The organism is Mesorhizobium sp. CA16 (assembly GCF_020165175.1).
Classification (GTDB): domain Bacteria; phylum Pseudomonadota; class Alphaproteobacteria; order Rhizobiales; family Rhizobiaceae; genus Mesorhizobium.
The window spans coordinates 79999-105456 of sequence record NZ_JAIUHP010000018.1 but is presented as its reverse complement, the minus strand read 5'-3'; the positions used below and the strand labels follow the sequence as shown (position 1 = coordinate 105456).

Below are 25458 nucleotides of genomic sequence, written 5' to 3'. Positions count from 1 at the left end.
CCCTACGGTTCCCGGCTGAGGCCGATCCGGTAACTCAGCACGCGCCGGCCGGCCGGCTCGATCAGCATCAGGCCCGGCTTGTCGCCGAACTCGCCATCGAAATCGATGGGACTGGCGATGCCGTGCCAGGGCTCGATGCACAGGAAGGGCGCGCCGCCAGGCTTGGACCAGATGCCCAGCTCATTGAATCCCTGCCACGACATCTCGATCGCCGGCCCGCGGCCGGCGGCGTAGCGCACGCTCTCGCTCACCGGCTTGTCGAGGATGACGGCGTCGTCGTCGAACAGCCTTTCGGATAGCGGCAGCGTCCTGCCCTCGATGGGCGTCGGCTGCGGCGCCGGCAATAACAGGCCATCTTTCAGACGGCGGACCGGCGCCGGCTCATTTTCGGCGAAGGTCACCCGATAGGCTTCCTTCGGCAGTTCCGGCAACAGCGGCCAGTTGAACGCCGGATGCGCGCCGATCGAGGCCGGCAGAGGCTCGTCGCCGGTATTGGCGATCTCCAAGGTCACGCCGAGTTGCCGTGGTTTCAGCTCGTAGCTGATGGCGAGACGAAAGGCGAAGGGATAGTGCGTTCGCGTCTCGGCGTCGTCCGTCAGGACCAATGTGCAGGAGGCCGGCCCCTGCTCCGCCCAGGCAAAGCGCCGGTCGCGGGCAAAGCCGTGCTGCGTCATCGGATAGGTTTGGCCGCGATGCCGCAGCTGATCGCCTTTGAGCCGGCCGACGATTGGGAACAGCACGGGCGAATGACGACGCCAGGCGGGGCCTGCCTGCCACAGAAGCTCGGTGCCTTCACCATCGCGCAGCGAGACCAGTTCGGCCCCCTGCCCGACGATGGTCGCCGAAATGCCGTCAGCGTGAAACATCAGCTGGTCCATTGCGTCCTCGCGGCTGGCAGGTTTGGCCGGCAGGCTAGCAAAAGGCCGCGCGTGAACTCAAGCGCGGCAGGCAGATCGCCCCTTGGTCGTCAACGCTTGGTGCGCAGTCGACAAAAAAGTGGCCGGAGGTTTCCCTCCGGCCGTGGCGAGGTCAGCAGTGTTGCCTGCTGCGGTCCGGCCTATTCGCGCTCGCCGGTGAAATTCAGCAGCAGCTGGAAGATGTTGATGAAGTTCAGATAGAGCGAGAAGGCGCCGAAGACGGCAAGCTTCTGCTGCGATTCCGCATCGAAATTCTCGGCATATTGCTCCTTGATCGTCTGCGTGTCCCAGGCGGTCAGGCCGATGAACACGGCGATGCCGATCACCGAGATGGCGAATTGCAGCGCGGTCGAGCCGAGGAACAGGTTGACCAGGCTGGCGATCACCACGCCTATCAGGCCCATGATCAGGAAGGACGAGAACTGCGTCAGGTCGCGGCTGGTCGTGTAGCCGTAAAGGCTGGTGGCGCCGAACATCGTGGCGGCGATGAAGAAGGTGCGCGCGATGCTGGTCGACGTGAAGACCAGGAACACCGAGGCGAGCGACAGGCCCATGACCGCGCAGAAGGCCCAGAACATCGCCTGCGCGCTCGCGGCCGACATGGTCTGCATCCTGAACGAGAACAGCATGACGAAGGCGAGCGGCGCCAGCATCACCACCCATTTCAGCGGGCTGGAGAAGATCGGTACATAAAGCGCCGGCGTCGAGGCCACGAAGAAGGCGACGAGGCCGGTAACGACGAGACCGAGGCCCATATAATTGTAGACGCGCAGCATGTGCTTGCGCAGGCCCTCGTCATAGACGGCTCCGGCCTGGACGCCGGTGCCCATTCGGTATCCCAGATTGGGGCTGTTCATTCGGTTTCTCCTTGGTTCTCGGTAGAGGGTTTGTTTTCAGTAGAGAGTTCTGGCGAGTTTCTCGGCGGCACGGTCGAGGCTTCCGGCGTCGCCGCGTCCGACCACCGCATAGGCGACCTCGCCGATCTGGAAATACGCGGTTGAGATGTCGTCGGAGGGCGCGATCGTCGGCTTCACCACATCGAACCTGCCCGGCCTGATGGCGAACAACGAGACAAGACCGAGGTCCTTGGTGTCGACCGCTACCTCGACGCTCGGCCCGAATTGCGAGGGATAGACCTGGACGTCGCGAATCTTCCAGTCGTCAGGCAGCGACGGCATGACGATCGCGGTGGCGGCGCGAATCTCGTCGGGATCGTAGCCCGGCGCCTCCTGCTGCGACGGCATCGTCTCGCGCACCAAGGTCGTCCTGTGCGCCCGGACCGCATCCTCGACATAGGCCGGCGGCTGCGTCGAGGCGACCACCTTGGTCACGGCGATCGGCCCGAAGGCGCCGTTGGCAAGCCAGCCTGCCGCGACCAGGACGGCCGCTGCCGCCGCCCGCTGCAGCACGGCAAGCATGCGTCCCCTGGCAAGGCCTCTTTCCAGCCGGCGCGCCGCTTCTGTCGTGGCCGGACGCGCCCTGCCGACAGGGCCGGCAAGCGCGACGCGCAGTTCGTCGCGCGTCCTCAGATCGGACATCACGCGCGCCGCCACTTCCGGGCGCGCGGCGAGGTGCGCCTCGACCTCGATGCGGCGGGCGACATCCAGCTGATCGTCGACATAGGCGTCGAGATCGGCATCGGTCACGGGGTCGACAGTAGCGGTCATTGATCGTCTCCCACGATCCTGAGATGAGGCCTGGCTTTTGGCGCCGCGCCCTCTTCCATCTCGCGCAGCGCGGCACGCGCGCGGCCGATGCGTGACATCAGCGTTCCGAGCGGCACGCCGATGACTTCGGCGGCCTGCTGATAGGAAAGCCCTTCGATGGCGACGAGGTGCAGCGCGGAGCGCTGTTCCTCCGGCAGCGAAAGAAACGCTTCCCGGACCTGCGACAGGCGAACCGAATGGTCCTGCGACGCCGGCACGCTCTGGTCGGCGACAAGGCCGGCCTGTTCGATGCGCGCCGCCTCGGAGCGGCGCGAGCGCATGCGGTCGATGAAGACGTTGTGCACGATCGCCAGCAGCCAGGCGCGCAGATTGCCGCTTGACCGGAAGGTCGCGCGCCGCTCATAGGCGCGCACCAGCGCGTCATGGACGAGATCCTCGGCCTCAGTGCTGTCGCGCGTCAGCGAGCGGGCATAGCGCCGCACCGAACCCAACTGCCCGACGATATCGAAGCGTGCCATCGACCGTTTCATGCCCTGTTTACGGAGCATGTAGGGGTTTTAATCCCCTGCCCGGCATTTCTTTTCGTGTTGCCGCCATAGCGGAAACCGCTGGCGCGGCGGGATCGATTTGCGTATCACTCCGCCGCCATTGGAGTCCTTTTCGATGTTCGAGACCCTGCAGCCCGCGCCCGCCGACAAGATCCTTGCCTTGATCGGCCTTTATCGCAACGACCCACGGCCCGGCAAAGTCGACCTCGGCGTCGGCGTCTACAAGGATATCGACGGCAAGACGCCGGTGATGCGCGCGGTGCGCGAGGCCGAGAAGCGGCTGCTGGCGAGCCAGGACACCAAAACCTATCTCGGCCTTGCCGGCGACACCGGCTTCAACGCCGCCATGATCAAGCTCGCCTTTGGCGAGAAGTCCGACCATTCGCGCATCCGCGCGGCACAGGCGCCGGGCGGATCGGGCGCGCTCAGGCTGGTGGCCGAGCTCGTGCAGCGCACGCGCCCCGGCGCGACGGTTTGGCTGTCCGATCCGACCTGGCCGAACCATCTGCCGGTGATGCGCGCCGCTGGTCTGCAGGTTCGCGACTATCCCTATTTCGATGCCGCATCGGGCGCTGTCCGCTTCGACGAGATGCTGGCGGCGCTGAAAGTTGCCAACAGCGGCGATGTCGTGCTCCTGCATGGCTGCTGTCACAACCCGACCGGCGCCAACCTCGATATCGCGCAATGGGCCAAGGTCGCCGATGTGCTTTTGGATCGCGGCTTGCTGCCTTTCGTCGACATCGCCTATCAGGGCTTTGGCGAAGGCCTCGATGCCGACGCCGCCGGTCTGCGGCTGCTGGCCGGCAAGGTGCCGGAAATGGTCGTCGCCTCGAGCTGCTCGAAGAATTTCGCCGTCTATCGCGACCGCGTGGGCGCGGCGATGATCATGGCCAAGGACGGCGCGCAGGCAGATGTGGCGATGAGCCAGATGCTGGCGGCGGCGCGCGCGCTGTATTCGATGCCGCCGGATCACGGCGCGGCGGCGGTGCGCATGGTGCTCGAAGACGCCGCCCTGAGGAAGGGCTGGGAGACGGAGCTCGAGGAGATGCGGCTGCGCATGCTCAGGCTGCGCGTCGCTTTTGCCGAGGCGTTGCGCCGGCAGTCCAATTCCGACCGCTTCGATTTCGTCGCCAGCCATCGTGGCATGTTTTCGAGGCTTGGGTTGACCGAGGCGCAGGTCGAACGCCTGCGTGCCGAGCACGCCGTCTATATGGTCGGCGACAGCCGCATCAACGTGGCCGGCCTGCCGGAGAACGGCATGGACGATCTCGCCAAGGCGATCGTCTCGGTGCTCGACTGAGGCTGTGGACAACTCGTTTCGGTGTCCGGCCAGGATTGGTCGGACGCTGGCCGCGGGATAGGCTCAAATCATGAAGCCCTCCAAGGACATTTCCCGGCTGATCGAGATCATGGCGGCGCTGCGGGCGCCGAAGACCGGCTGCCCTTGGGATATCGAGCAGAATTTCGCTACCATCGCGCCCTACACGATCGAGGAAGCCTATGAAGTGGCCGATGCGATCGCGCGCGGCGATCTCGACGATCTGCGCGAGGAACTGGGCGACCTGCTGCTGCAGGTCGTCTATCACGCGCAGATGGCTGAGGAGATCGGCGAGTTCGCTTTCGGCGATGTCGTCGAGGCCATCACCACCAAGATGATCCGCCGCCATCCGCACGTCTTCGGCGACGAGAAGGCGCGCAGCGCCGGCATGGCCAAGGGCATGTGGGAGAAGATCAAGGCGGTTGAAAAAGCCGAGAAGCGCGATGCCCGCATCGCCCGTGGTCTCGACCCGGAGGATCACGGCAAGGGCTATCTCGACAGCGTGCCGGTAGCGCTCCCTGCCCTGACGCGTGCCCTGAAACTGCAGGAAAAGGCGGCACGCGTCGGCTTCGACTGGAGCGAGGCAGCTCCCATCCTCGACAAGATAGAGGAAGAGATCGCCGAATTGCGCCAGGCGCTCGCCACCGGTGACGCCGCACCTATCAAGGACGAGTTCGGCGACATGCTGTTTGCTATCGTCAATCTCGGCCGCCACCTCAAGCTCGATTCCGAAGCCGCGCTCAGCGGCACCAACGAAAAGTTCCGTTCGCGATTCCACTATGTCGAGCAGGCTCTGGAGGCCTCGGGCAAGTCGCTGGAGAAGGCAACGCTCGACGAGATGGAAGCGCTCTGGCAGCAGGCCAAAAGCACCAAATAAACAGCCGGTTAGCTGCCGCTCTTGCGATGCAGGCGGTTCTCTATCTCTTGCCTGGCGCTGTGCGTGGCTGTCAGCGAGAGCGTGACACTGCCGTCTTCATTGTCGGTGCGCGAAATGACGTCGCCGTTGCGGTAGAGCCAGTCGACCTGGCCAAGCTGGGCGGGGCTCAACGTCACCGTCATCCTTTCCAGCTCGCCCGACACGCGCGTCTCGATGAGCGCTTTCAGCGCGTCGATTCCTTCGCCGGTGACGGCCGATATAGAGATCGGCGGCGCCTTGCCGCTGGCGCTCTCGGCAAGCAGTCGCTCGCGATTGCCTTCGTCGAGCAGGTCGACCTTGTTCCAGACCTCGATCACGCGGTTCGCATCGGCAGCGTCGACGCCGAGATCGCCGAGGATGCGTTCGACGTCCTCGGCCTGGGCGGCGGTGTCCGGATCGGAGATGTCGCGCAGATGCAGCACCAGATCCGCCTCGACGACTTCTTCCAGCGTTGCCCGGAAGGCCGCCACCAGATGCGTCGGCAGGTCGGAAATAAAACCCACCGTGTCCGACAGGATAACCGGTGTGCCGTGCGGCAGCCGCACGCGCCGCAGCGTCGGATCGAGCGTTGCGAACAGCATGTCCTCGGCCAGCACCCCTGCCCCGGTCAGCCGGTTGAACAGCGTCGACTTGCCGGCATTGGTGTAGCCGACGATCGCCACTACCGGGAACGGCACCTTCTTGCGCTTGGCGCGGTGCAGGTCGCGCGTGCGCCGAACCGTCTCCAACTCGTGCTTCAGCTTGGTGATCTTGTCCTGCAGGATGCGCCTGTCGGATTCGATCTGGGTTTCGCCCGGACCGCCGAGGAAGCCGGCGCCGCCGCGCTGCCGCTCGAGGTGGGTCCAGCTTCGCACCAGACGACCCTTCTGGTAGTTAAGATGCGCAAGCTCGACCTGCAGCGTGCCTTCCTTGGTGCGCGCCCGCTCGCCGAAGATCTCGAGGATGAGCCCGGTGCGATCGAGGACCTTGGCGTTCAGTTCCTTTTCGAGATTGCGCTGCTGCACCGGCGTCAGCGGATGGTCGACGATGACCAGCTCCGCCTTGCGCTCCTTCACGATTTCAGCAAATTCAGCAACCTTGCCGCTGCCGAGCAGCGTGGCCGGCCGCGGATCGGCAACCGTCACCACCGCGGTGTGAACCGGGTTGAGGTCGATGGCGCTGGCAAGTCCGACCGCTTCGTCGTGGCGTGCATCCGCCGAACGGCTCAGGCGCGGACGGCTCGACTCATCGTCGCGCGGCTGGCGGGTAAGCACCGGCACAATGACCACTGCGCGGGTCGGATCCTTGGATTCCGGCCCGAGTTGATGTCCTTGTTTTCCGCGAACGCTGCGGTCCGCGTCCTTATCACGTGCCAATCAGGCGCCCTGGCTTTCCTCGCCATCGAACATCTGAACCGGCTGGCTCGGCATGATCGTGGAAATAGCGTGCTTGTAGACGAGCTGGGAGTGCCCGTCGCGCCGCAACAACACACAAAAATTGTCGAACGAAGTGACGACGCCAGTCAGCTTCACACCGTTGATGAGGAAGATGGTAAGTGGATTTTTGCTCTTGCGAACTGAATTCAGGAACAGGTCCTGAAGGTTTTGCGATCGTTCCGCCATTTTTCTTGTCTTTCGCCGATCCCCTTCGGTTTACGGGCCAATGCGCCAAATTACGAGGCACCTGTCAAGCGCGCAAACCCCCTCTTGCCGACACAATGGCAAGCAGAATGAGATAGTTGAGGTTACTTCCAGTTGTGCGGTTATCAGGCTGGACTTTTTTCCGCAACGTGAAAAAAGGCCTGCCGCAACGAAAGTGTCATCGAACCGGGATGGCCATTTGCGATCGGCGCCCCGTCGATTTCGACGACCGGCATGGCGATTGTGGTCGCCGAACTGATGAATGCTTCCCTTGCCGCCTTGGCTTCGGCGACCGAAAACCCGCGTTCCTCGATCTTGAGGCCAAGCTTGGCGGCGACATCGAAAAGCGTCGTACGAGTGATGCCGCGCAGGATGCCATGCTCGGCCGGCCGGGTCACAAGGACGCCGTCCCGGGTGACGATCCAGGCGTTGGACGAGCCGCCTTCCTTGACGTTGCCGTCGGTGTCGACGAACCACGCTTCCTGGGCGCCGGCTTCCTTGGCCTTCTGCTTGGCGAGCACATTGGGCAAGAGGCCGGTGCTCTTGATGTCGACGCGGTCCCAGCGATTCTCCGGGACGGTGATGACCTTGATGCCGGTCTCCACCCGCTTCGCGCTCGCGGCCGGATCGGCTTTCCTGGCGGTTATGACCAGGGAAGGCCTTGTGCCCGCGGGCGGAAACACGAACTCGCGGCTGGCGACGCCGCGCGTCACCTGCACATAGACAAGGCCGTCGACCACGCCGTTGCGATTGACCACCTCGCGCAGCAGCATCGGCAAGACGCTTTCCGAGACTGGCCAGGCGATGGACAGTTCCTTCAGCGAGCGCTTGAGCCTGGCAAGATGGCGCGGCATGTCGACGATATGGCCGCGCGCCACCTCGCAAACCTCATAGACGCCGTCCGCGAATTGGTAGCCGCGATCCTCGATATGGACGCTGGCTTGAGCATGGACGACATAGCGGCCGTTGACATAGGCAATGCGCGGCATGGGCATCCTCAGGAAAATATCCGGCTTTCTTAGGCGATTCCGCCCCTGCCGTAATGAACAATCGCGTGGGCCAAGGGATCGCTACACACCTAGCGACTTCAGCTTGCGGTGGAGTGCCGATCGTTCCATGCCGATGAACTCGGCGGTCTTCGAGATATTGCCGCCGAAGCGGTTGATCTGGGCGATCAGGTAGTCCTTCTCGAATTGCTCGCGGGCCTCGCGCAGCGGCAGCGCCATGATGTGCTGGTCCGACTGGTTGGGCGTACGCGGCATGACGTCGCCGATCTCGGACGGCAGAAGGTCGGCGGTGATCGGCGCATCGGCGTCTTCGCCACGCGCCAGGATCATCAGCCGCTCGACATTGTTGCGCAATTGGCGAACGTTGCCCGGCCAGTTGTGCGCCTGCAGCACGGCCAGCGCATCGTCGCCGATGCGGCGCGGCCTTATGCCGGCCTGGCGCGCAATCTGCTTCATGAAGTTGTCGACGAGGTAGGGAATGTCCTCGCGCCGCTCAGCGAGCCCCGGCACTATGACCGGAACCACCGCCAGGCGATGGTAAAGATCCTCGCGGAAGCGGCCGTCGGCAATCATTGCTTCGAGGTTCTGCGAGGTCGAGGAAATGATGCGGACATCGACCTTGACGCGCTTGGTGCCGCCTACCCGCTCGAATTGCTGCTCGACCAGCACGCGCAGGATCTTGTTTTGCGTTTCGCGCGGCATATCGGCGACTTCGTCGATGTAGAGGATGCCGCGATGCGCCTCTTCCAGCGCGCCGACCTTGCGCTCGGTGCCGTTCGATTCGGTACCGAACAGCTCGATCTCCATGCGCTCGGGCGTGATGGTGGCCGCGCTCAGCGTGACGAACGGACCGGACTTGCGCGACGACAGCGTGTGGATGGCCCGCGCCGTCAGTTCCTTGCCTGAGCCGGAGGGGCCGATGATCATGACGCGGCTGTTGGTCGGCGCGACGCGCTCGATGGTCTGCCGCAGCTGGCTCATCGCCGACGACATGCCGATCAGGTCGAAAGTCTCGCCGCTGCGCTGCTTGAGGTCGGAGACCTCGCGTCGCAGCTTGGACGTTTCCAGGGCGCGCTCGGCGATCAGGATGAGGCGATCGGCCTTGAACGGCTTCTCGATGAAATCATACGCGCCGCGCCGGATGGCCGACACCGCCGTTTCGATGTTGCCGTGGCCGGAGATCATGACCACCGGCATGTTCGGATGCATGGTCTTGATCTCGTCGAGCAGCGCCAGGCCATCGAGGCGCGAGCCCTGCAGCCAGATATCGAGGAAAATCAGCCGCGGCGCGCGATCGGCAATCGCCGCAAGCGCGCTGTCGGCATCATGGGCCGTGCGGGTTTCGTGACCCTCGTCGCTCAATATACCGGCGACAAGTTCGCGGATGTCTTCCTCGTCATCGACGATGAGAATGTCAGACGCCATTACCGACCTTTTCAGTTTCTCGTTCGTGTTCGCTTCGACCTTCACCGCGTGGCGGCGCGGCTACGATCGTGGCCGGGGGCAGGATGATCGAGATCATCGCGCCCCGGCCGCCATGAAAATCCGCTGGCGCGTCGTGCAATTCGAGACGGCCGCCATGGTCCTCCACGATCTTTTTGACGATAGCGAGGCCAAGCCCGGTGCCCTTCTCGCGCGTCGTCATATAGGGCTCGAGAAGCCTTTGACGATTCTCGCGCGGCAGCCCCTTGCCGTTATCGATAACGTCGATTCGTATGGCGCCATCTTGCCGTCCAGCCTGAATCCGGATTGTGCCGCCCGAACGGTCCTGCGCATCAAGTCCGTCGATCGCCTCGGCCGCGTTCTTGATGACGTTGCCGAAGGCCTGAGCCATCAGGCGGCTGTCGAAAGTGCCTTTCAACGGCTCACTGCCGAAATCGCGCTGGAAGGCAATGTCCGAGCGGCTGACCTCGACCAGGAAAGACGCCTCGCGCAACGACTCACGAAGGTCGATCGCCTTCATCTCCGGCTTCGGCATGCGGGCGAAGGCCGAGAATTCGTCGACCATGCGGCCGATGTCCTCGACCTGGCGGATGATGGTGTCGGTGCACTGGTCGAACACCTCGCGATCCTCGGTGATGACCTTGCCGTAGCGGCGCCTGATGCGCTCGGCCGAAAGCTGGATCGGCGTCAGCGGGTTCTTGATCTCATGCGCGATGCGCCGCGCCACATCGGCCCAGGCCGACGAACGCTGCGCCTGGACGAGATCGGTGATGTCGTCGACCGTCACCACATAGGATTTCTCTTCTTCGCCGTCGTCGCCGGATTCGACCGTTACCTGGACATTGAAGGTGCGCTCCAGACCGGTGCGGAAGAAGGTCACCTGCTCGCGATAGACCGGCTTGCCGGACTGCCGCCCGATCTCGAACACGCGACCGACAAGCGGCAGGACTGTCGAAAGGTTCTGGCCGAGCGTCGCATTCGCCGAAATCGTCAGCATGGTCTCGGCCGAGCGATTGACGATGGTGATGATGCCGTAGGGGTCGACGCCGATGACGCCGGCAGTGACGCCGGCAAGCACCGCCTCGGAGAAACGCCGGCGCTCATCGATCAGATCCTTGGCCGAGAGCAGCTCGTTGCGTTGCGACTTGAGCTCCAGGATCATGTTGTTGAAGGTCTCGCCGAGCGAGGCGACGTCGCCATCGGACTGGCGCACTGGAACGGCAACGTCGAGATTGCCGGTCGCCACCTCGTCGGCGGCGCCGATCAGCTGGCGGATCGGCCGCACGATCCGGTCGGCGACCGCGATGCCAGTCCAGATCGCCGAGAGCGTGATGATCAGCGTGAGCGACAGATAAGGCAACGCGAAGGCGACCTGCGAGGTCCGGCGATTGTCTTCCAGGTTGCGGTATTCGTCGGTGTTGCCCCTGACGATCTGGCGCGCCTTGATCACGTCGGGATCAACCAGCCGGATCGTGTAGAGGTAAAGCCCTTCGATCTCGCGCAGCTTGATAATGGCGCCCATGATGTTGCGGGTGCGCGGTTCTATCAGCACCGGCTTGCCCTCGGCCGCGGTGTCGACAGCGCCCGAGGGCGGCTCGGGCATGGGGAAGTCGGCGTCGGTCTTGGCGTTCATGACGAACGAGCCGTCCGGCTTGATAAGGGCCGCATGCGCCAGGCCGCGCCCGACGGCCTCCTTGTTCAACAGATCGAGGAAACCGCCCTTGTCGAGACCGTAAAGCGTGCGCGAGGCATCGAGATCGTATGCCATCGACAATGTCGTGCCCTGCAGGTTACGCGCGTTCTCCTGCACATAGGCGTCGGCGATCGACAGCGACGAGTTGACGATCGTCTTGGTGCGGATTTCGAACCAGCGGTCGAGACCGATGTCGAGCGTGATCGAGGCGATGATCGCCACCATGATGGCCGGGATGGCGGCGACCAGAGCGAACATGGCGACGATGCGCACATGCAGCCGCGAGGCAGCCCTGCCGTGGCGCCGCGCCAGCACGATGCGTCGCACCTCGCGCGCGATCAAGGCGATGAGGAACAGCACAAAGACGGCATTGGCCGCGATCAGGGCCCAGGTCGCGTCAGCGGTCGGCGCGATCGGCGTTGCGCCGACCAGGATCGCAAACGATATGGCCGCCGTGATCACCGCGCCGGCAATGGCGACCACGCCGGGCAACGCCAGCAACCGTCGCCCGTCACGCGTGCCGGTCTGGTTGAAAAGCGGTTGGGTCAGGGTCGGAGCCTCAGCTGCCATGTCGCGGTACGGAGTCGGTCATCGCGTCGGATGTATGCAACGCATTGTGGCGATTATGCAACAAGTGTGGCCGGGAAGATAATCTTTCCCAGACAAAATTCACCGACGGGACGAGGTGACGTTACGGCTGCCTGGCTGATTTGTAGACGTTGACGCCGAGCTCGCGGATCTTCTTGCGCAGCGTGTTGCGGTTGAGCCCCAAAAGCTCCGCCGCCTTGATCTGGTTGCCGCGCGTCGCCGTCATCGAAGCCAGCACCAGCGGATACTCGACCTCGGCAAGAATGCGCTGGTAGAGCCCGGCCGGCGGCAATTCGCCGGCGAAGGAGGCGAAGTAGCGCTGCAGGAAATGCTCGACAGCCTGGCCGATCGACAGATCGTCGGGGATGAGCGCGCCGCCGTCCGGCACGACCGGCCTTTCGCCGGTTTTCAGCTCCGATTCTATGATTTCCGATGAAATCTCGTCCTGCGAGTAGAGGGCGGCCAGCCGGCGCACCAGGTTTTCAAGCTCGCGCACATTGCCCGGCCAGGGATAGCGTTTCATAAGCTCGATGCCGCCGGAGGATATGCGCTTGGTCTGCAGGCCCTCGCTGGCGCCCTGCTTGAAGAAATGCCGCACCAGGTCGGGAATGTCCTCGGAACGCTCGCGCAGCGCCGGCAGCCTGAGCGGCACGACGTTGAGACGATAGAACAGGTCCTCGCGGAACAGGCCCTGGTTGATGAGCGTGCGCAGGTCCTTGTTTGTGGCCGCGACGATACGGACGTCGGTCTTGATCGGCGTGCGGCCGCCGACAGTGGTGTATTCGCCCTGCTGCAGCACGCGCAGCAGCCGGGTCTGCGCTTCCATCGGCATGTCGCCGATCTCGTCGAGGAACAGCGTGCCGCCCTCGGCCTGTTCGAACCGGCCGCTGGAGCGGTTCTGTGCTCCGGTGAAGGCGCCCTTCTCGTGGCCGAACAATTCCGATTCGATCAGGTCGCGCGGGATCGCCGCCATGTTGATGGCCACGAACGGGCCGCCGCGACGGCGGCCATATTCGTGCAGCGCGCGCGCCACCAGCTCCTTGCCGGTGCCGGACTCGCCGCTGATCATGACCGTGAGGTCGGTCTGCATCATGCGCGCCAGCATGCGGTAGATGTCCTGCATGGCGGCGGATCGGCCGACCAGCGGCATCGTCTCCGGCTGGTCTTCTGCGCGGCCATCGAGCTTCGGCCGCTTCGGCTCGGCCAGCGCCCGGCTGACGATGTTGAGCAGCTCCGTCAGGTCGAACGGCTTCGGCAGATATTCGTAGGCGCCGGTCTCGGAGGCGCGGATGGCGGTCATGAACGTGTTCTGGGCGCTCATGACGATGACCGGCAGCTCGGGCCGCGCCTTCTTGATGCGCGGCAGCATGTCGAAGGCGTTTTCGTCGGGCATCACCACGTCGGTGATGACGAGATCGCCCTCGCCCGCCGCAACCCAACGCCACAGCGTCGAGGCATTGGAGGTCACGCGCACCTCGTGGCCGACGCGTGACAGCGCCTGGTTGAGCACGGTGCGGATGGCCGCATCGTCATCGGCGACGAGAATATTGCCGCGAGCGGTCATGTGCGGTCTCCTTCAGCTTCATCGCCGGTGCTTGGTGCGGCCTCCTTCCAGGCTGGAAGCAGGATGCGAAACGTCGTCCCGCGCGGCGTCGAATCGCATTCGATGATCCCGCCATGCTCGCCGACGATCTTGGCGACCAGCGCAAGGCCAAGTCCGGAGCCGTTCGGCTTGGTGGTGATGAACGGATCGAACAGGATCGGCAGGATGTCCTCGGAAACGCCGGGACCGTTGTCATGCACGCAGAATTCCAGCGGCAACGACACTCGGTCCTGCGTTCCGGGCACCGAGACGCGGATGCCTGGGCGGAAGGCCGTCGACAGCACGATCTCGCCCTGCGGGTCGGCGCCGATCGCCTCGGCAGCGTTCTTGACCAGATTGAGAAAGACCTGGATCAGCTGATCGCGGTTGGCGAAGACCGGAGGCAATGATGGATCATATTCCTCCAAGATCTTGATCCGTCTTGCAAAACCGTTCTTGGCAATCGCCTTCACATGGTCGAGCACGACGTGGATGTTGACCGGATAGCGCTCGATCGGCCGCTCATCGGAGAACACTTCCATGCGGTCGACCAGCGAGACGATGCGGTCGGTCTCGTCGGTGATCAGGCGGGTCAGCGCGCGATCTTCGTCGGAGGCGGAAAGCTCGAGCAACTGGGCGGCGCCGCGAATGCCGGAGAGCGGGTTCTTGATCTCATGCGCCAGCATCGCGGCAAGGCCGGTGACGGAGCGCGCCGCGCCGCGATGCGTCATCTGGCGGTCGATCTTGTCGGCCATCGACCGTTCCTGGAACATGACGACGACCGAGCCCGGAAATTCCGGCACCGGCGCGACATAGAGATCGACCATCTTTTCGATGCCGAGGCGCGGCGACGAGACGTCGACGCGGTATTCGTTGACCGGCGCGCGGCGTTCGCGCACTTGGTCGACCAGCGTCAGCAACGGACTCCCAAAGGGCACCAGCTTGGACAGCGTGTTGCGGGCGAGCATATTCGCGCTGGAGCGAAAGAAGTCCTCGGCATCGGCGTTGGCGAATGTGATGAAGCCGTCCGGATCGACCATGATCACCGGGCGGCGGATGGTGTTGAGCACGATGTTGGCGGCATCCGCCATATCGGGCTGCTGTGGCACGTCCGCCTTCATGCCGCGCTCCGCAGGCTGGTCGGTTGCGCGCCATCGGCGAAGACACGGCACAATTCGGCCACGACTTCACCCGGCTTGAAGGACGTGAGAATGGCTTTGCGCTGCTCGGCTGAGACATCGGAAGCGTGACGGTCGAGATACCAGCCGAGATGCTTGCGCGCCTGACGCAGGCCGCTTTCGGCGCCGTAGAGCGAGAGCATGTCCTCGTAATGCGACACGACATAGTCGGCGAGCGCCTGCGGCGCGTGCGGAATGCCGGGCGCAGATACACCACCGGCAATTGAGGCGATGCTTCCTGCAATCCACGGCGCGCCGTAATGCGCGCGACCGATCATCACCGCGTCGGCGCCGGACTGTTCGAGGATTGTCGCCGCCTCTTCCGGCGAGCCGACATCGCCATTGGCCACGACCGGGATCGAGACGGCTTGCTTGACGCGGGCGATGGCGCGCCAGTCGGCCTTGCCTTGATAGAATTGGCAGCGCGTGCGGCCATGCACGGTCACCATGCTGACGCCGGCCTGTTCGGCGCGCCGCGCCAGCATCGGCGCGTTGAGCGCGCTTTCGTCCCAGCCGAGCCGCATCTTGACCGTCACCGGCACCGAAACGGCGCCGACCACCGCCTCGATCAGCGACAGCGCATGGTCGAGGTCGCGCATCAGCGCCGAGCCGGCATAGCCGCCGGTCACCTTCTTCGCCGGGCAGCCCATATTGATATCGATGATGTCGGCGCTCTCGCCCGCCGCGATTCGCGCGCCCTCGGCCATGTGCACCGCCTCGCGGCCGGCAAGCTGCACCATATGCACCGGCAGGCCGGAATGACGGATGCGAAGGTCGCAACCTGCCCTGCCCTTGGCCAGTTCGCCGCTCGCCACCATTTCCGAAACGACCAATCCCGCGCCATGCCCGTACGCGCGCTGCCGGAACGGCTCGTCGGTGATGCCCGACATCGGCGCCAGGAAAACCCGATTACGGATTTTCACGCCGCCGACATCAAGAGGCGATGCCAATGTGGTCAGTTCAGCCATGCACAAAAACCAAGCATGTTCGATCGTTGCACATTCTCTAGCCAGAAGTGTGGCATTGTGCAACGCGCAATGACGTCACATTAAGGCGCATTTTGGAAAAAGCTGGCCTTCGGCCATCACCCCGACTAGGACCGATCGGAATGAGCGAGGCAAGTGAAAAGCAAGCGACAGGCCTGAATGGCGGGATCGGGGTGGTGATCGTTGCCGCCGGCCGTGGCGCGCGCGCCGGACAGGCGGACGGTCCGAAGCAATATCAGCGCATCGGCGGCCGTGCCGTCATCGCGCATACGTTGGATACCTTCCTCTCCCATCCGATGATCGGTCCCGTGGTCGTCGCCATCCATGCCGACGACGCCGAACTCTTCCAACGCGCGGCCGAAGCGCATGGCAATCGTCTTGTCGCCGTTATCGGCGGCCCTTCGCGCCAGGCGTCCGTGCGGCTCGGCCTCCTGGCGCTGAGGGACCAGGCACCGGCAAAAGTGCTGGTGCATGACGCCGTGCGACCCTTCGTCGACGCCGGGCTGATCGACCGCACCATCGAAGCCATCGGCGAGCGCCAAGGCGCGTTGCCGGCGCTGCCTGTCGCCGACACGCTGAAGCGGGAATCGGCCGCCGGCATGATCGACGAGACGGTGTCGAGAGCCGGCCTTCATGCCGCGCAGACGCCGCAGGGCTTTCCGTTCTGGCCGCTGCTCGCGGCGCATGAGAAGGCGCATCATCTGGGCAAGACGGAATTCACCGACGACGCGGCGATCGCTGAATGGGCACAGATACCGGTCAAGATCGTTCCCGGATCGCCGGACAACGTCAAACTCACCTGGGCAAGGGACATCGCATTGGCCGACCAGCGGCTTTCGAGCGCGCAGCAGCGCTTCCCGGATATTCGCACCGGCAACGGCTATGACGTGCACGCGTTCGAGCCCGGCGACCATGTAACGCTCTGCGGCGTCGCTATTCCATATGATCGCAAACTCTCCGGCCATTCGGACGCCGATGTCGCGCTTCACGCGCTGACGGACGCGCTGCTCGCCACCTGCGGCGCCGGCGATATCGGCACGCATTTCCCGCCATCAGACCCGCAATGGAAGGGTGCTGCCTCGAAGATCTTCGTCGAGCACGCGGCGAAGCTGGTGCGCGAGCGCGGCGGCCGTATCGCCAATGCCGACATCACGCTGATCTGCGAGGCGCCGCGCGTCGGGCCGCATCGCGCGGCAATGACGCAAGCGCTCGCAGCCATGCTCGGCATCGCGCCCGAGCGCATTTCGATCAAGGCGACAACCAACGAGAAGCTCGGCTTTGTCGGGCGCGGCGAAGGTATCGCCGCGATCGCCACCGCCAGTGTCGTCTATCCGGGCGAGGTGCCGGCATGAGCAACGCCGAACTCGCAAATGCCCTGCTCCAGGCCTGCCAGCAGCGCGGCATCATGTTGGCGACGGCCGAAAGCTGCACCGGCGGCCTGATCATCGCGGCGCTCACCGATATCGCCGGGTCTTCCGCCGTGGTCGATCGCGGCTTCGTCACTTATTCCAACGAAGCAAAGATGGAGATGCTCGGCATCTCCGCCGCCACGCTCGACGCGCATGGAGCGGTGTCGCGCGAGACGGTGCTGGAGATGGCCGCAGGCGCGCTGGCGCATTCGCAAGCGAGCCTGTCGCTCGCCGTCACCGGCATTGCCGGCCCCAGCGGCGGCTCGGCCGACAAGCCGGTCGGTCTTGTCTGGTTCGGGATAGCGCTTGCAGGACAACCGGTTATCGCTGAGCGGCAGTTGTTCGGCCACAAGGGCCGCGAATTCATCCGGCACGAGACGGTGCGGCATGCGCTGCAACTCGGCTTGCGCGCGCTCGGCGAACGTTAGGCGGGCTTTGGACCGTAAATCACGTTTGCCCGTTTCTCGAAGGCTTCCGAGAACATGCGGAAGGCACGGTCGAACATCGTGCCCATCACGGCGCCGAGTATGCGGCTCTTGAATTCGTAGTCGATGAAGAAATGCACCTCGCAGCCGCTGGCCGCGGGATCGAAGCGCCAGATATTGCTGAGATATTTGAACGGGCCGTCTATGTATTTGACGTCGATCGCTTTCTCGTCGGGCTTCAGCAGCACCTGGGTCGTAAAGGTCTCGCGGATCGCCTTGTAGCCGATGCTCATGTCGGCAACCAGGATGGTGCGGCCGTCACGCTCCTTGCGCGAGCGCACGGTGAGGGATTCGCAGAGCGGCAGGAATTGCGGGTAAGCCTCGATGTCCGCCACCAGCGCGAACATCTCGTCGGGCGTATGCGCGACGCGGCGTGTCGCCTCGAATTTCGGCATTGAAGGTCAGCTGGCCTTCGCGAGCTGCGCCTCGCGCGCCGCGCGGAGCCTGGCGAAATCCTCGCCGGCATGGTGCGAGGAGCGGGTCAGCGGGCTCGACGCCATGAGGAGAAAACCCTTCGTCTTGCCGATCGTCTCATAGGACTTGAACTCGTCCGGCGGGATAAAGCGGATCACCGGATGGTGCTTCTTGGAAGGCTGCAGATACTGGCCGATGGTCATGAAGTCGACATTGGCCGAACGCAGATCGTCCATCAACTGCAGCACCTCGTTCCGCGCCTCGCCGAGGCCGACCATGATGCCGGATTTGGTGAAGATCGAGGGGTCGAGTTCCTTGACCCGCTGCAAAAGCCGGATCGAATGGAAATAACGCGCGCCGGGGCGAACCGTCAGGTAATTCGACGGCACGGTTTCGAGATTGTGGTTGAAGACATCGGGCTTGGCCGCAACGACGATCTCCAGCGCGCCGTCCTTGCGCAAGAAGTCGGGCGTCAGGATCTCGATCGTCGTCGAAGGCGTTGCCTTGCGGATGGCGCGGATGACTTCGGCGAAATGCTGCGCGCCGCCGTCGTCAAGATCGTCGCGGTCGACGGAGGTGATGACGACATGGCTCAATCCCATCTGCTTGACGGCGTGCGCCACGCGCGCCGGCTCATCCGGATCGAGCGCGGTCGGGATGCCAGTCGCGACATTGCAGAAGGCGCAGGCGCGCGTGCAGATCTCGCCCATGATCATGAAGGTGGCGTGCTTCTTGTCCCAGCATTCGCCGATATTCGGGCAACCGGCCTCCTCGCACACCGTCACCAGCTTGTGCGACTTCACGATCTCGCGCGTTTCGGCATAGCCCTTGGAAACCGGCGCCTTGACGCGGATCCAGTCGGGCTTGCGCAGCACCTCCTGGTCGGGCCGGTGCGCCTTCTCGGGATGCCGCGGGCGCGGCCGGTTGGCGATCGTGTCTACGACTGTGACCATCTCAAACCCTTCGCGGCCGCGATTTCGCCAGCCGCCTGTCTTGCGTCATCTAGGACTTTTCGAGACAAAGAAAAAGGCCGCGGCAGCGCATGCCGCCACGGCCATTTTCGCATAACGTTGGCTTCGGTCAGCGACGCACGAGCCGTCCGACGAAGATCAGCAGGCAGGCGCCGATGAAGCCGGTGATCAGATAGGCGACCCAGCCGACGCCGAACGACTGGATGTTGAGAGCCTGCAGGATCGCGTTCAGCACTATCGCGCCGACGATCCCCATGATGATGTTCATGAAGATACCGGTGTTGCTCTTCATGACCATCTCGGCCAGCCAGCCCGCCAGGCCGCCGACGATGATGGCTGCGATCCAGCCGACGCCATTCATATGCATGTGCCAATTCCTCCTCGATCAGGTGAAAATGCATCCGGATACGAACCGCCTTGCCGTCAGCTTTCTCCGGCTGCCGCGTGTGAGTCTCACCCGACCACGTTAGCACGGATTGGCCATCGATCACCGATTGATGACTTATCACCGATTGGTGGCTCATCAGGCGTTCAAAACGCGGCCATAGGCGTCGAGCACGCTCTCCTTCATCATCTCCGACAGTGTCGGATGCGGGAAGATCGTATGCATCAGCTCTTCCTCGGTCGTCTCTAGGTTCATCGCCACGACAAAACCTTGGATGAGCTCGGTCACCTCGGCGCCGACCATGTGCGCGCCGAGCAACTGGCCGGTCTTCTTGTCGAAGATGGTTTTGACGAAGCCCTGGTCCTCGCCGAGCGCGATGGCCTTGCCGTTGGCGCTGAACGGGAAGCGGCCGACGCGGATGTCCTTGCCGTCCGCCTTGGCCTTCGCTTCGGTCAGGCCGACGGAAGCGACCTGCGGGCTGCAATAGGTGCAGCCGGGGATCTTCAGCTTGTCGATGGGGTGGACGCCCGGGAAATTGGCTATCTTCTCGACGCAGACGACGCCTTCATGCTCAGCCTTGTGGGCGAGCATGGGCGGGCCGGCGACGTCGCCGATCGCGTAGATGCCGGGCACATTGGTCTTGCCGTAGCCGTCGACGGCCACGCAGCCGCGGTCCGTCTTCACGCCAAGTGCTTCCAGGCCGAGATTCTCGATATTGCCCTGCACGCCGACGGCCGAGATCATGCGGTCGGCGGTGATCTTCTCGACCTTGCCGTCCTTCATCTCGACATACGCGGTGACCGAATTGGCGCCCTTTTCGACCTTGGTCACCTTGGCTTCGAGGAGGATCTTCATGCCCTGCTTCTCGAACTGTTTCTGCGCGAATTTCGAGACTTCGGCGTCCTCGACCGGCATCACCGCCGGCAGCAGCTCGACCACCGTCACATCGGCGCCCATGGTGCGGTAGAAGGAGGCGAATTCGATGCCGATGGCGCCCGAGCCCATCACCAGCAGCGATTTCGGCATTTCCTTTGGCACCATGGCCTCGAAATAGGTCCAGATCAGCTTGCCGTCCGGCTCGATGCCGGGCAGCGCGCGCGGCCTGGCACCCGTCGCCAGGATGATGTGCTTGGCCGTGTAGGTGCCCTCGCCCTTGACGCCTTTCGGCACCGGCGGCTGCGGCTCCATCGCCTTCTTCGCCGTCTTCGAAACGACGACCTCGCCCGGTTTGTCACCGGCTGGGGCTTTGGAAAGCTTCGCCTCGCCCCAGATGACGTCGACCTTGTTCTTTTTCATCAGGAAGCCGACGCCGGTGTTCAGCCTGAGCGAGACTTTTCGCGAGCGGTCGACCACGGCAGCGGTGTCGGGGATAATTTTACCGCCTTCAAGCTTCAGCCCGTAATCCTTCAGATGATCCGAATAATGCATGATCTCGGCCGAGCGCAGCAGCGCCTTGGTCGGAATGCAGCCCCAATTCAGGCAGATGCCGCCAAGATGCTCGCGCTCGACGATCGCCGTCTTGAAGCCGAGCTGGGCGGAACGCACCGCCGTGACATAGCCGCCCGGGCCTGAGCCGATGATGATGACGTCGTAGGATTCAGCCACGGGTTTTCTCCCTGATCTTTCTGAGGGTTAGAGCGAGAGCATGACGCGCACGAGCGGCGCCAGAGCCTTGCCGATGTTTCGCGTGTTCTCGGCATCGAGATGGACGCCGTCGAGCGGCGTGGTGGTTGCGACCGTGCCGGCGTCGAAGAAGCCGCAGCCGGCCTCGTCGGCCAGCGCCGAATATTGGGCCGCAAGTCGCCTGGAGGCGTCGTCACCGCCGGCGAACATTTCCTTGAATTCGGCATTGTCGGTGCGCGTCACGACAGGCGGCGCGACAATGAGGATCTGCGGCGCCGGCCATTCGAACGGATAGTCATGGCCGCGCACGATATCGATCAGCCGCTGCACGCCTTGCTTGGCTGCGACCGGATTGCCGTGAATCCAAGGCTTCATGTCGTTGGAGCCGAGCATGACGATAACGAGATCGAGCGGCGCATGGCTGGTCAGGATCGTCGGCAGAATGCGGGCGCCATTGCGATCGGCGCCGGCCAGATGGTCGTCGAAGGCGGTGGTGCGGCCGTTGAGGCCTTCGGCGATGACTTCGACATCGTTGCCGAGTTCAGCCCCAAGCACACTCGGCCAGCGGTCCTCGAGCGCATGGCGGCCGAGATTGGCGGCGTCATAGCCCCAGGTCAGCGAGTCGCCATAACAGAGAATTGTCTTCATGCGATTGCCCCACCTTGCCGAAAGCTGGCTGCGAGCGCCTGCCGCCGGCGTGCGAAGAGCTCGCCGTCGGGATTGAAAATAATCAGGGTGAAAAGGCTGGTGAAGAATTTCCGCACCGCCTTTTCCCTTCTTACACCAGCATGCCCATCGGGTTTTCGATCAAGCGCTTGAAGGCGCCGAGCAGCTCGGCGCCGAGCGCGCCGTCGACGGCGCGGTGATCGGTCGACAAGGTCACCGACATCACGGTGGCTATTCTGATCTCGCCCTTCTTGACCACCGCCCGTTCCTCGCCGGCGCCGACCGCCAGGATCGTCGCATGCGGCGGGTTGATGACGGCGGCAAAGTCCTTGACGCCGAACATGCCGAGATTGGACACCGCCGTCGTGCCGCCCTGATATTCTTCCGGCTTCAGCTTGCGGCTCCTGGCGCGGCTTGCCAGGTCCTTCATCTCGTTGGAGATGACCGACAGCGTCTTTTCGTCTGCATGCCGGATGATCGGCGTGATCAGCCCGCCGGGGATCGAGACGGCAACGCCGACATCGGCGTGCTTGTGCTTGACCATGGCGTTCTCGGTCCAGGAGGCGTTGGCATCCGGCACCGCCATCAGCGCCATCGCCATGGCCTTGATGACCATGTCGTTGACCGAGAGCTTGTAGGCCGGAACCTCGCCCTTCTCGGTCTTCTTCATCGGGGCTGCGGCATTGAGCTGCGTGCGCAGCGCAAGCAGCGCGTCGAGCTCGCAGTCCAGCGTCAAATAGAAATGCGGGATGGTGGACTTCGCCTCGACCAGGCGACGCGCGATGGTCTTGCGCATATTGTCGTGCGGCACGAGCTCGTAGGAGCCTTCGGCGAACAGCTTCAGCACCTGGTCGTCCGACATCGGTTTGGGCGCCGCGGCCGGAGTGCCGGCGGGCGCCTTCGAAGCCGGAGCGCCGCCGGAAGCGATCGCCGCCTCGACATCGACCTTCACAACGCGGCCATGCGGGCCGGAACCGGTCAGCGCCGTCACGTCGACGCCGGCGTCCTTGGCGATGCGGCGGGCCAGCGGCGATGCAAAGACCCGATCGCCGGCGGCGTGGCCGTTGGGGACGGGAGCAGGCTCGGCCTTCGCCGGCGGGGGCGCCGCTGCGGCTGCTGCCGGCTTGGCAGCTTCCTTGGGCGGCTCGGCCTTCGGGGCATCCGCTTTCGGCGCTTCGGCCTTGGGCGCGGCGCCGCCGCCGCTCTTGGCAGCGGCCGCGGCATCCTCGCCTTCACCGGCCAGGATGGCGATCAGCGCGTTGACCTTGACGCCTTCGGTGCCGGCCGGAACCACCAGCTTGGCGACTGTGCCTTCATCGACGGCTTCGACCTCCATCGTCGCCTTGTCGGTCTCGATCTCGGCGATCACGTCACCCGGCGAAACCTTATCGCCTTCCTTGACCAACCATTTTGACAAATTGCCCTCTTCCATGGTCGGGGAGAGCGCCGGCATGGTGATGTTGATTGGCATGATGTCCTCCCGACCGGCTCAGCGATAGGTAACGGCTTTGACGGCCTCGACGACTTCGCCGACGTTGGGCAGCGCCAGCTTCTCGAGGTTCGCCGCGTAAGGCATGGGCACGTCCTTGCCGGCAATGGTAATGACCGGCGCATCGAGGAAATCGAAGGCGCGCTGCGAGACCTGGTTGGCGATGTGGTCGCCGACCGAGTTCTGCGGAAAACCTTCTTCCACCACCACGAGACGGTTGGTCTTCTTCACCGAAGCGATGATCGTGTCGAAGTCGAGCGGCCGGATGGTTCTGAGATCGATGATCTCGGCGTCGATGCCCATGCCGCGCAACTCGGCTTCCGCCTTGAGAGCATAGGTCATGCCGATGCCGAAGGAGACCAGGGTGACGTCCTTGCCCTGCTTGTGGACACGCGCCTTGCCGATCGGCAGCACGAAGTCGTCGAACTTCGGCACGTCGAAGGAATGGCCGTAGAGGATCTCGTTCTCCAGAAAGATGACCGGGTTCGGATCGCGGATCGCGGCTTTGAGGAGGCCCTTGGCGTCGGCAGCCGTATAGGGCATCACCACCTTCAGGCCGGGAATATGGCTGTACCAGGCGGCATAGCACTGCGAATGCTGGGCGGCGACGCGGGCCGCCGCACCGTTGGGGCCGCGGAAGACGATCGGCGCGCCCATCTGGCCGCCGGACATATAGAGCGTCTTGGCGGCCGAGTTGATGATCTGGTCGATCGCCTGCATGGCGAAGTTGAAGGTCATGAACTCGACGATCGGCTTCAGCCCCGCCATTGCGGCGCCGACGCCGACGCCGGCAAAGCCATGCTCGGTGATCGGCGTGTCGACGACGCGCCTCGGCCCGAATTCCTGCAGCAGGCCCTGCGTGATCTTGTAGGCGCCTTGGTACTCGGCGACCTCCTCGCCCATGACGAAGACATCGCCGTCGCGGCGCATCTCCTCGGCCATGGCGTCACGGAGCGCTTCGCGCACCGTGGTGGAAACCATCTCGGTGCCGGCTGGAATATCCGGATCGGCGGCGATCTCCGCCTTCGGCGCGGCGGCGACAGCGGCGGACGCCTCGCTTTTGGCCGAAGCTTGCGCCGGGGCCGGCGCGGCTTTTTCAGCCTTGGCGGGCTCTTCTTCGCCGATGCCTTCGCCGGCCTTGTCGACGTCCTCGCCGTCGACGGCAAGCACGGCGATGACCGCGTTGACCTTGACGCCTTCGCTGCCGGCGGGAACCACGATCTTGGCCAGCGTGCCTTCGTCGACAGCTTCGACCTCCATCGTCGCCTTGTCGGTCTCGATCTCGGCGATCACGTCACCGGCGACGACCTTGTCGCCTTCGTTCTTCAGCCATTTGGAAAGATTGCCCTCTTCCATCGTCGGCGACAGCGCGGGCATGAGAATTTCGATCGGCATGTCCTTGCCCTCTCCTTAGAGTACGATGTCGGTCCAGAGCTCGGACGGATCCGGCTCGGCGTCGTTCTGGGCGAATTCGGCGGCGTCGGCGACGATGTCGCGGACTTCCTTGTCGATGGCCTTGAGCTCGTCCTCGCTTGCCCACTTCTTGTCGAGCAGCCGCACCCGGACCTGCTCGATCGGGTCATGCTCGGAGCGCATCTTCTGCACTTCCTCCTTGGAGCGGTATTTTGCCGGGTCGGACATCGAATGGCCTCGATAGCGGTAGGTCTGCATCTCGAGGATGAGCGGACCGTTGCCGGCACGGCACCATTCGGTCGCGAGATCGGCCGCCGACTTCACGGCGCGGACGTCCATGCCGTCGACCTGGATGCCGGGAATCTTGAAGGAAGCGCCGCGATGCGAGAAGTCGGTCTCGGCCGACGAACGCGACACGGACGTGCCCATGGCGTAGCGGTTGTTCTCGATAATGTAGATCACCGGCAGCTTCCACAGCGAGGCCATGTTGAAGCTTTCATAGACCTGGCCCTGGTTGGCGGCGCCATCGCCGAAATAGGTCAGCGAGACATTCTTGTTGTCGCGGTAGCGGTTGGCGAAGGCGAGACCGGTGCCGAGCGACACCTGCGCGCCGACAATGCCGTGGCCGCCATAGAAATGCTTCTCCTTGGAGAACATGTGCATCGAGCCGCCCTTGCCCTTCGACAGGCCACCACGGCGACCGGTGAGCTCGGCCATGACGCCGCGCGGCGACAGTTCCATCGCCAGCATGTGGCCATGGTCGCGATAGGCGGTGATCATCTGGTCGCCTTCGACCAGCGCCATCTTCATGCCGGTGACGACGGCCTCCTGGCCGATATAGAGGTGGCAGAAGCCGCCAATGAAGCCCATGCCGTAGAGCTGGCCCGCCTTCTCCTCGAAGCGGCGGATCAAAAGCATGTGACGGTAGGCGGAAAGCTCTTCTTCCTTGGTGAAATCCGCCGGTTTGGGCGCTGACAGATTGGGCTGTTTGTCGGATCTGGATTTTGCGGGCGCTTTTTTGGCGGCGGTGGCCATGCGTCACTCCCTGTTGGCGTCTCTTCGCGGACATTCAGGGAGATCGATCGTCTCCCCACCGATTGCGGAAAGCTAACATGCAAGGATGCATTGCGCCATGCTGAAA

At 64.0% G+C, this 25458-nt stretch carries 24 protein-coding genes; 4 read left to right on the top strand and 20 right to left on the bottom strand.

Annotated features, from left to right (window positions below):
* Positions 1-2: 2 nt before the first annotated feature.
* The 4 genes from LB525_RS23340 to LB525_RS23325 form a co-directional block, all read right to left on the bottom strand.
* Positions 3-878, bottom strand: coding sequence for an aldose 1-epimerase family protein (locus LB525_RS23340; RefSeq protein ID WP_224547595.1), 876 nt, complete (start codon positions 876-878; stop codon positions 3-5).
* 179 nt (positions 879-1057) lie between these two features.
* Positions 1058-1774 carry a Bax inhibitor-1/YccA family protein gene (locus LB525_RS23335; protein ID WP_224547593.1) on the bottom strand — a complete coding sequence of 239 codons (717 nt, stop codon included), beginning with the start codon at positions 1772-1774 and terminating at the stop codon, positions 1058-1060.
* Positions 1775-1810: 36 nt separating this feature from the next.
* Positions 1811-2584 carry an anti-sigma factor family protein gene (locus tag LB525_RS23330; RefSeq protein WP_224547591.1) on the bottom strand — a complete coding sequence of 258 codons (774 nt, stop codon included), beginning with the start codon at positions 2582-2584 and terminating at the stop codon, positions 1811-1813.
* Positions 2581-3114 carry a sigma-70 family RNA polymerase sigma factor gene (locus LB525_RS23325; protein WP_411971043.1) on the bottom strand — a complete coding sequence of 178 codons (534 nt, stop codon included), beginning with the start codon at positions 3112-3114 and terminating at the stop codon, positions 2581-2583. The genes LB525_RS23330 and LB525_RS23325 overlap by 4 nt, the downstream gene beginning before the upstream one ends.
* Before the next feature lie 133 nt (positions 3115-3247).
* Here LB525_RS23325 and LB525_RS23320 point away from each other — a divergent pair, with 133 nt between their 5' ends.
* Together LB525_RS23320 and mazG are read left to right on the top strand one after the other, a co-directional pair.
* Positions 3248-4432, top strand: a complete 1185-nt coding sequence (locus LB525_RS23320) for an aromatic amino acid transaminase (protein ID WP_224547579.1) — start codon at positions 3248-3250, stop codon at positions 4430-4432.
* A 70-nt stretch (positions 4433-4502) separates the two neighbouring features.
* On the top strand, positions 4503-5327 hold the full coding sequence (gene mazG, locus LB525_RS23315) for a nucleoside triphosphate pyrophosphohydrolase (RefSeq protein ID WP_224547568.1): 825 nt from the start codon (positions 4503-4505) through the stop codon (positions 5325-5327).
* A gap of 8 nt (positions 5328-5335) precedes the next feature.
* Here mazG and hflX read toward each other — a convergent pair whose 3' ends face one another.
* The 8 genes from hflX to dusB all read right to left on the bottom strand — a co-directional run bounded on the left by hflX (position 5336) and on the right by dusB (position 15444).
* A complete protein-coding gene (gene hflX, locus LB525_RS23310; protein WP_224547566.1) occupies positions 5336-6721 on the bottom strand; it encodes a GTPase HflX in 1386 nt (461 codons plus the stop codon).
* Positions 6722-6967, bottom strand: coding sequence for an RNA chaperone Hfq (hfq, locus tag LB525_RS23305; protein ID WP_006202172.1), 246 nt, complete (start codon positions 6965-6967; stop codon positions 6722-6724). It abuts the gene before it with no gap.
* Positions 6968-7110: 143 nt separating this feature from the next.
* Positions 7111-7974, bottom strand: a complete 864-nt coding sequence (locus LB525_RS23300; protein WP_140843390.1) for a D-amino-acid transaminase — start codon at positions 7972-7974, stop codon at positions 7111-7113.
* Between the two features lie 81 nt (positions 7975-8055).
* Entirely contained in the window at positions 8056-9417 is a 1362-nt protein-coding gene (locus LB525_RS23295) for a sigma-54-dependent transcriptional regulator (RefSeq protein ID WP_095765455.1), read from the bottom strand.
* Positions 9407-11698, bottom strand: coding sequence for a sensor histidine kinase NtrY-like (locus LB525_RS23290; RefSeq protein ID WP_224547563.1), 2292 nt, complete (start codon positions 11696-11698; stop codon positions 9407-9409). Before LB525_RS23290 ends, LB525_RS23295 begins: the two co-directional genes overlap by 11 nt.
* 121 nt (positions 11699-11819) lie before the next feature.
* Complete coding sequence (gene ntrC / locus LB525_RS23285; RefSeq protein ID WP_095765457.1) at positions 11820-13280, bottom strand: nitrogen regulation protein NR(I); 1461 nt, start codon at positions 13278-13280, stop codon at positions 11820-11822.
* Positions 13277-14419 carry a two-component system sensor histidine kinase NtrB gene (locus LB525_RS23280; RefSeq protein ID WP_224547562.1) on the bottom strand — a complete coding sequence of 381 codons (1143 nt, stop codon included), beginning with the start codon at positions 14417-14419 and terminating at the stop codon, positions 13277-13279. Before LB525_RS23280 ends, ntrC begins: the two co-directional genes overlap by 4 nt.
* Positions 14416-15444: a tRNA dihydrouridine synthase DusB gene (gene dusB / locus LB525_RS23275; RefSeq protein WP_224547560.1), complete on the bottom strand. Its 1029-nt coding sequence runs from the start codon at positions 15442-15444 to the stop codon at positions 14416-14418. Before dusB ends, LB525_RS23280 begins: the two co-directional genes overlap by 4 nt.
* A gap of 140 nt (positions 15445-15584) precedes the next feature.
* Between dusB and LB525_RS23270 the strand changes: the two genes are divergently transcribed.
* Positions 15585-16814, top strand: a complete 1230-nt coding sequence (locus LB525_RS23270; protein ID WP_224547558.1) for a bifunctional 2-C-methyl-D-erythritol 4-phosphate cytidylyltransferase/2-C-methyl-D-erythritol 2,4-cyclodiphosphate synthase — start codon at positions 15585-15587, stop codon at positions 16812-16814.
* The gene (locus LB525_RS23265; RefSeq protein ID WP_224547556.1) at positions 16811-17299 is read left to right on the top strand and encodes a CinA family protein; all 489 of its coding nucleotides are present in this window, start codon (positions 16811-16813) and stop codon (positions 17297-17299) included. Before LB525_RS23270 ends, LB525_RS23265 begins: the two co-directional genes overlap by 4 nt.
* Here LB525_RS23265 and LB525_RS23260 read toward each other — a convergent pair.
* The 8 genes from LB525_RS23260 to pdhA form a co-directional block, all read right to left on the bottom strand.
* Positions 17296-17751 carry a type II toxin-antitoxin system RatA family toxin gene (locus LB525_RS23260; RefSeq protein WP_224530153.1) on the bottom strand — a complete coding sequence of 152 codons (456 nt, stop codon included), beginning with the start codon at positions 17749-17751 and terminating at the stop codon, positions 17296-17298. The two genes, LB525_RS23265 and LB525_RS23260, sit on opposite strands and share 4 nt — an antisense overlap.
* 6 nt (positions 17752-17757) lie before the next feature.
* Complete coding sequence (gene lipA, locus LB525_RS23255) at positions 17758-18723, bottom strand: lipoyl synthase (protein WP_224547554.1); 966 nt, start codon at positions 18721-18723, stop codon at positions 17758-17760.
* A gap of 127 nt (positions 18724-18850) precedes the next feature.
* On the bottom strand, positions 18851-19108 hold the full coding sequence (locus LB525_RS23250) for a GlsB/YeaQ/YmgE family stress response membrane protein (protein ID WP_095765464.1): 258 nt from the start codon (positions 19106-19108) through the stop codon (positions 18851-18853).
* Positions 19109-19264: 156 nt separating this feature from the next.
* Positions 19265-20731: a dihydrolipoyl dehydrogenase gene (lpdA, locus tag LB525_RS23245; protein ID WP_224547552.1), complete on the bottom strand. Its 1467-nt coding sequence runs from the start codon at positions 20729-20731 to the stop codon at positions 19265-19267.
* A 27-nt stretch (positions 20732-20758) separates the two neighbouring features.
* Positions 20759-21397 carry an SGNH/GDSL hydrolase family protein gene (locus LB525_RS23240; RefSeq protein WP_224547550.1) on the bottom strand — a complete coding sequence of 213 codons (639 nt, stop codon included), beginning with the start codon at positions 21395-21397 and terminating at the stop codon, positions 20759-20761.
* 130 nt (positions 21398-21527) lie between these two features.
* A complete protein-coding gene (locus LB525_RS23235) occupies positions 21528-22886 on the bottom strand; it encodes a pyruvate dehydrogenase complex dihydrolipoamide acetyltransferase (RefSeq protein WP_224547548.1) in 1359 nt (452 codons plus the stop codon).
* Between the two features lie 18 nt (positions 22887-22904).
* Positions 22905-24299: a pyruvate dehydrogenase complex E1 component subunit beta gene (locus tag LB525_RS23230; RefSeq protein WP_224547547.1), complete on the bottom strand. Its 1395-nt coding sequence runs from the start codon at positions 24297-24299 to the stop codon at positions 22905-22907.
* A 15-nt stretch (positions 24300-24314) separates the two neighbouring features.
* Positions 24315-25352 (bottom strand): pyruvate dehydrogenase (acetyl-transferring) E1 component subunit alpha, encoded by a 1038-nt coding sequence (pdhA, locus tag LB525_RS23225; RefSeq protein WP_095765469.1) that lies wholly within the window; start codon positions 25350-25352, stop codon positions 24315-24317.
* Positions 25353-25458 lie beyond the last annotated feature (106 nt).

Excerpts from the sequence above, each read along its gene's own strand:
- LB525_RS23340 (WP_224547595.1), bottom strand. The coding sequence starts at position 878 with ATGGACCAGCTGATGTTTCACGCTGACGGCATTTCGGCGACCATCGTC.
- LB525_RS23335 (WP_224547593.1), bottom strand. The coding sequence starts at position 1,774 with ATGAACAGCCCCAATCTGGGATACCGAATGGGCACCGGCGTCCAGGCC.
- LB525_RS23330 (WP_224547591.1), bottom strand. The coding sequence starts at position 2,584 with ATGACCGCTACTGTCGACCCCGTGACCGATGCCGATCTCGACGCCTAT.
- LB525_RS23325 (WP_411971043.1), bottom strand. The coding sequence starts at position 3,114 with ATGAAACGGTCGATGGCACGCTTCGATATCGTCGGGCAGTTGGGTTCG.
- LB525_RS23320 (WP_224547579.1), top strand. The coding sequence starts at position 3,248 with ATGTTCGAGACCCTGCAGCCCGCGCCCGCCGACAAGATCCTTGCCTTG.
- mazG (WP_224547568.1), top strand. The coding sequence starts at position 4,503 with ATGAAGCCCTCCAAGGACATTTCCCGGCTGATCGAGATCATGGCGGCG.
- hfq (WP_006202172.1), bottom strand. The coding sequence starts at position 6,967 with ATGGCGGAACGATCGCAAAACCTTCAGGACCTGTTCCTGAATTCAGTT.
- LB525_RS23300 (WP_140843390.1), bottom strand. The coding sequence starts at position 7,974 with ATGCCGCGCATTGCCTATGTCAACGGCCGCTATGTCGTCCATGCTCAA.
- LB525_RS23295 (WP_095765455.1), bottom strand. The coding sequence starts at position 9,417 with ATGGCGTCTGACATTCTCATCGTCGATGACGAGGAAGACATCCGCGAA.
- LB525_RS23290 (WP_224547563.1), bottom strand. The coding sequence starts at position 11,698 with ATGGCAGCTGAGGCTCCGACCCTGACCCAACCGCTTTTCAACCAGACC.
- ntrC (WP_095765457.1), bottom strand. The coding sequence starts at position 13,280 with ATGACCGCTCGCGGCAATATTCTCGTCGCCGATGACGATGCGGCCATC.
- LB525_RS23280 (WP_224547562.1), bottom strand. The coding sequence starts at position 14,419 with ATGAAGGCGGACGTGCCACAGCAGCCCGATATGGCGGATGCCGCCAAC.
- dusB (WP_224547560.1), bottom strand. The coding sequence starts at position 15,444 with ATGGCTGAACTGACCACATTGGCATCGCCTCTTGATGTCGGCGGCGTG.
- LB525_RS23270 (WP_224547558.1), top strand. The coding sequence starts at position 15,585 with ATGAGCGAGGCAAGTGAAAAGCAAGCGACAGGCCTGAATGGCGGGATC.
- LB525_RS23265 (WP_224547556.1), top strand. The coding sequence starts at position 16,811 with ATGAGCAACGCCGAACTCGCAAATGCCCTGCTCCAGGCCTGCCAGCAG.
- LB525_RS23260 (WP_224530153.1), bottom strand. The coding sequence starts at position 17,751 with ATGCCGAAATTCGAGGCGACACGCCGCGTCGCGCATACGCCCGACGAG.
- lipA (WP_224547554.1), bottom strand. The coding sequence starts at position 18,723 with ATGGTCACAGTCGTAGACACGATCGCCAACCGGCCGCGCCCGCGGCAT.
- LB525_RS23250 (WP_095765464.1), bottom strand. The coding sequence starts at position 19,108 with ATGCATATGAATGGCGTCGGCTGGATCGCAGCCATCATCGTCGGCGGC.
- LB525_RS23240 (WP_224547550.1), bottom strand. The coding sequence starts at position 21,397 with ATGAAGACAATTCTCTGTTATGGCGACTCGCTGACCTGGGGCTATGAC.
- LB525_RS23235 (WP_224547548.1), bottom strand. The coding sequence starts at position 22,886 with ATGCCAATCAACATCACCATGCCGGCGCTCTCCCCGACCATGGAAGAG.
- LB525_RS23230 (WP_224547547.1), bottom strand. The coding sequence starts at position 24,299 with ATGCCGATCGAAATTCTCATGCCCGCGCTGTCGCCGACGATGGAAGAG.
- pdhA (WP_095765469.1), bottom strand. The coding sequence starts at position 25,352 with ATGGCCACCGCCGCCAAAAAAGCGCCCGCAAAATCCAGATCCGACAAA.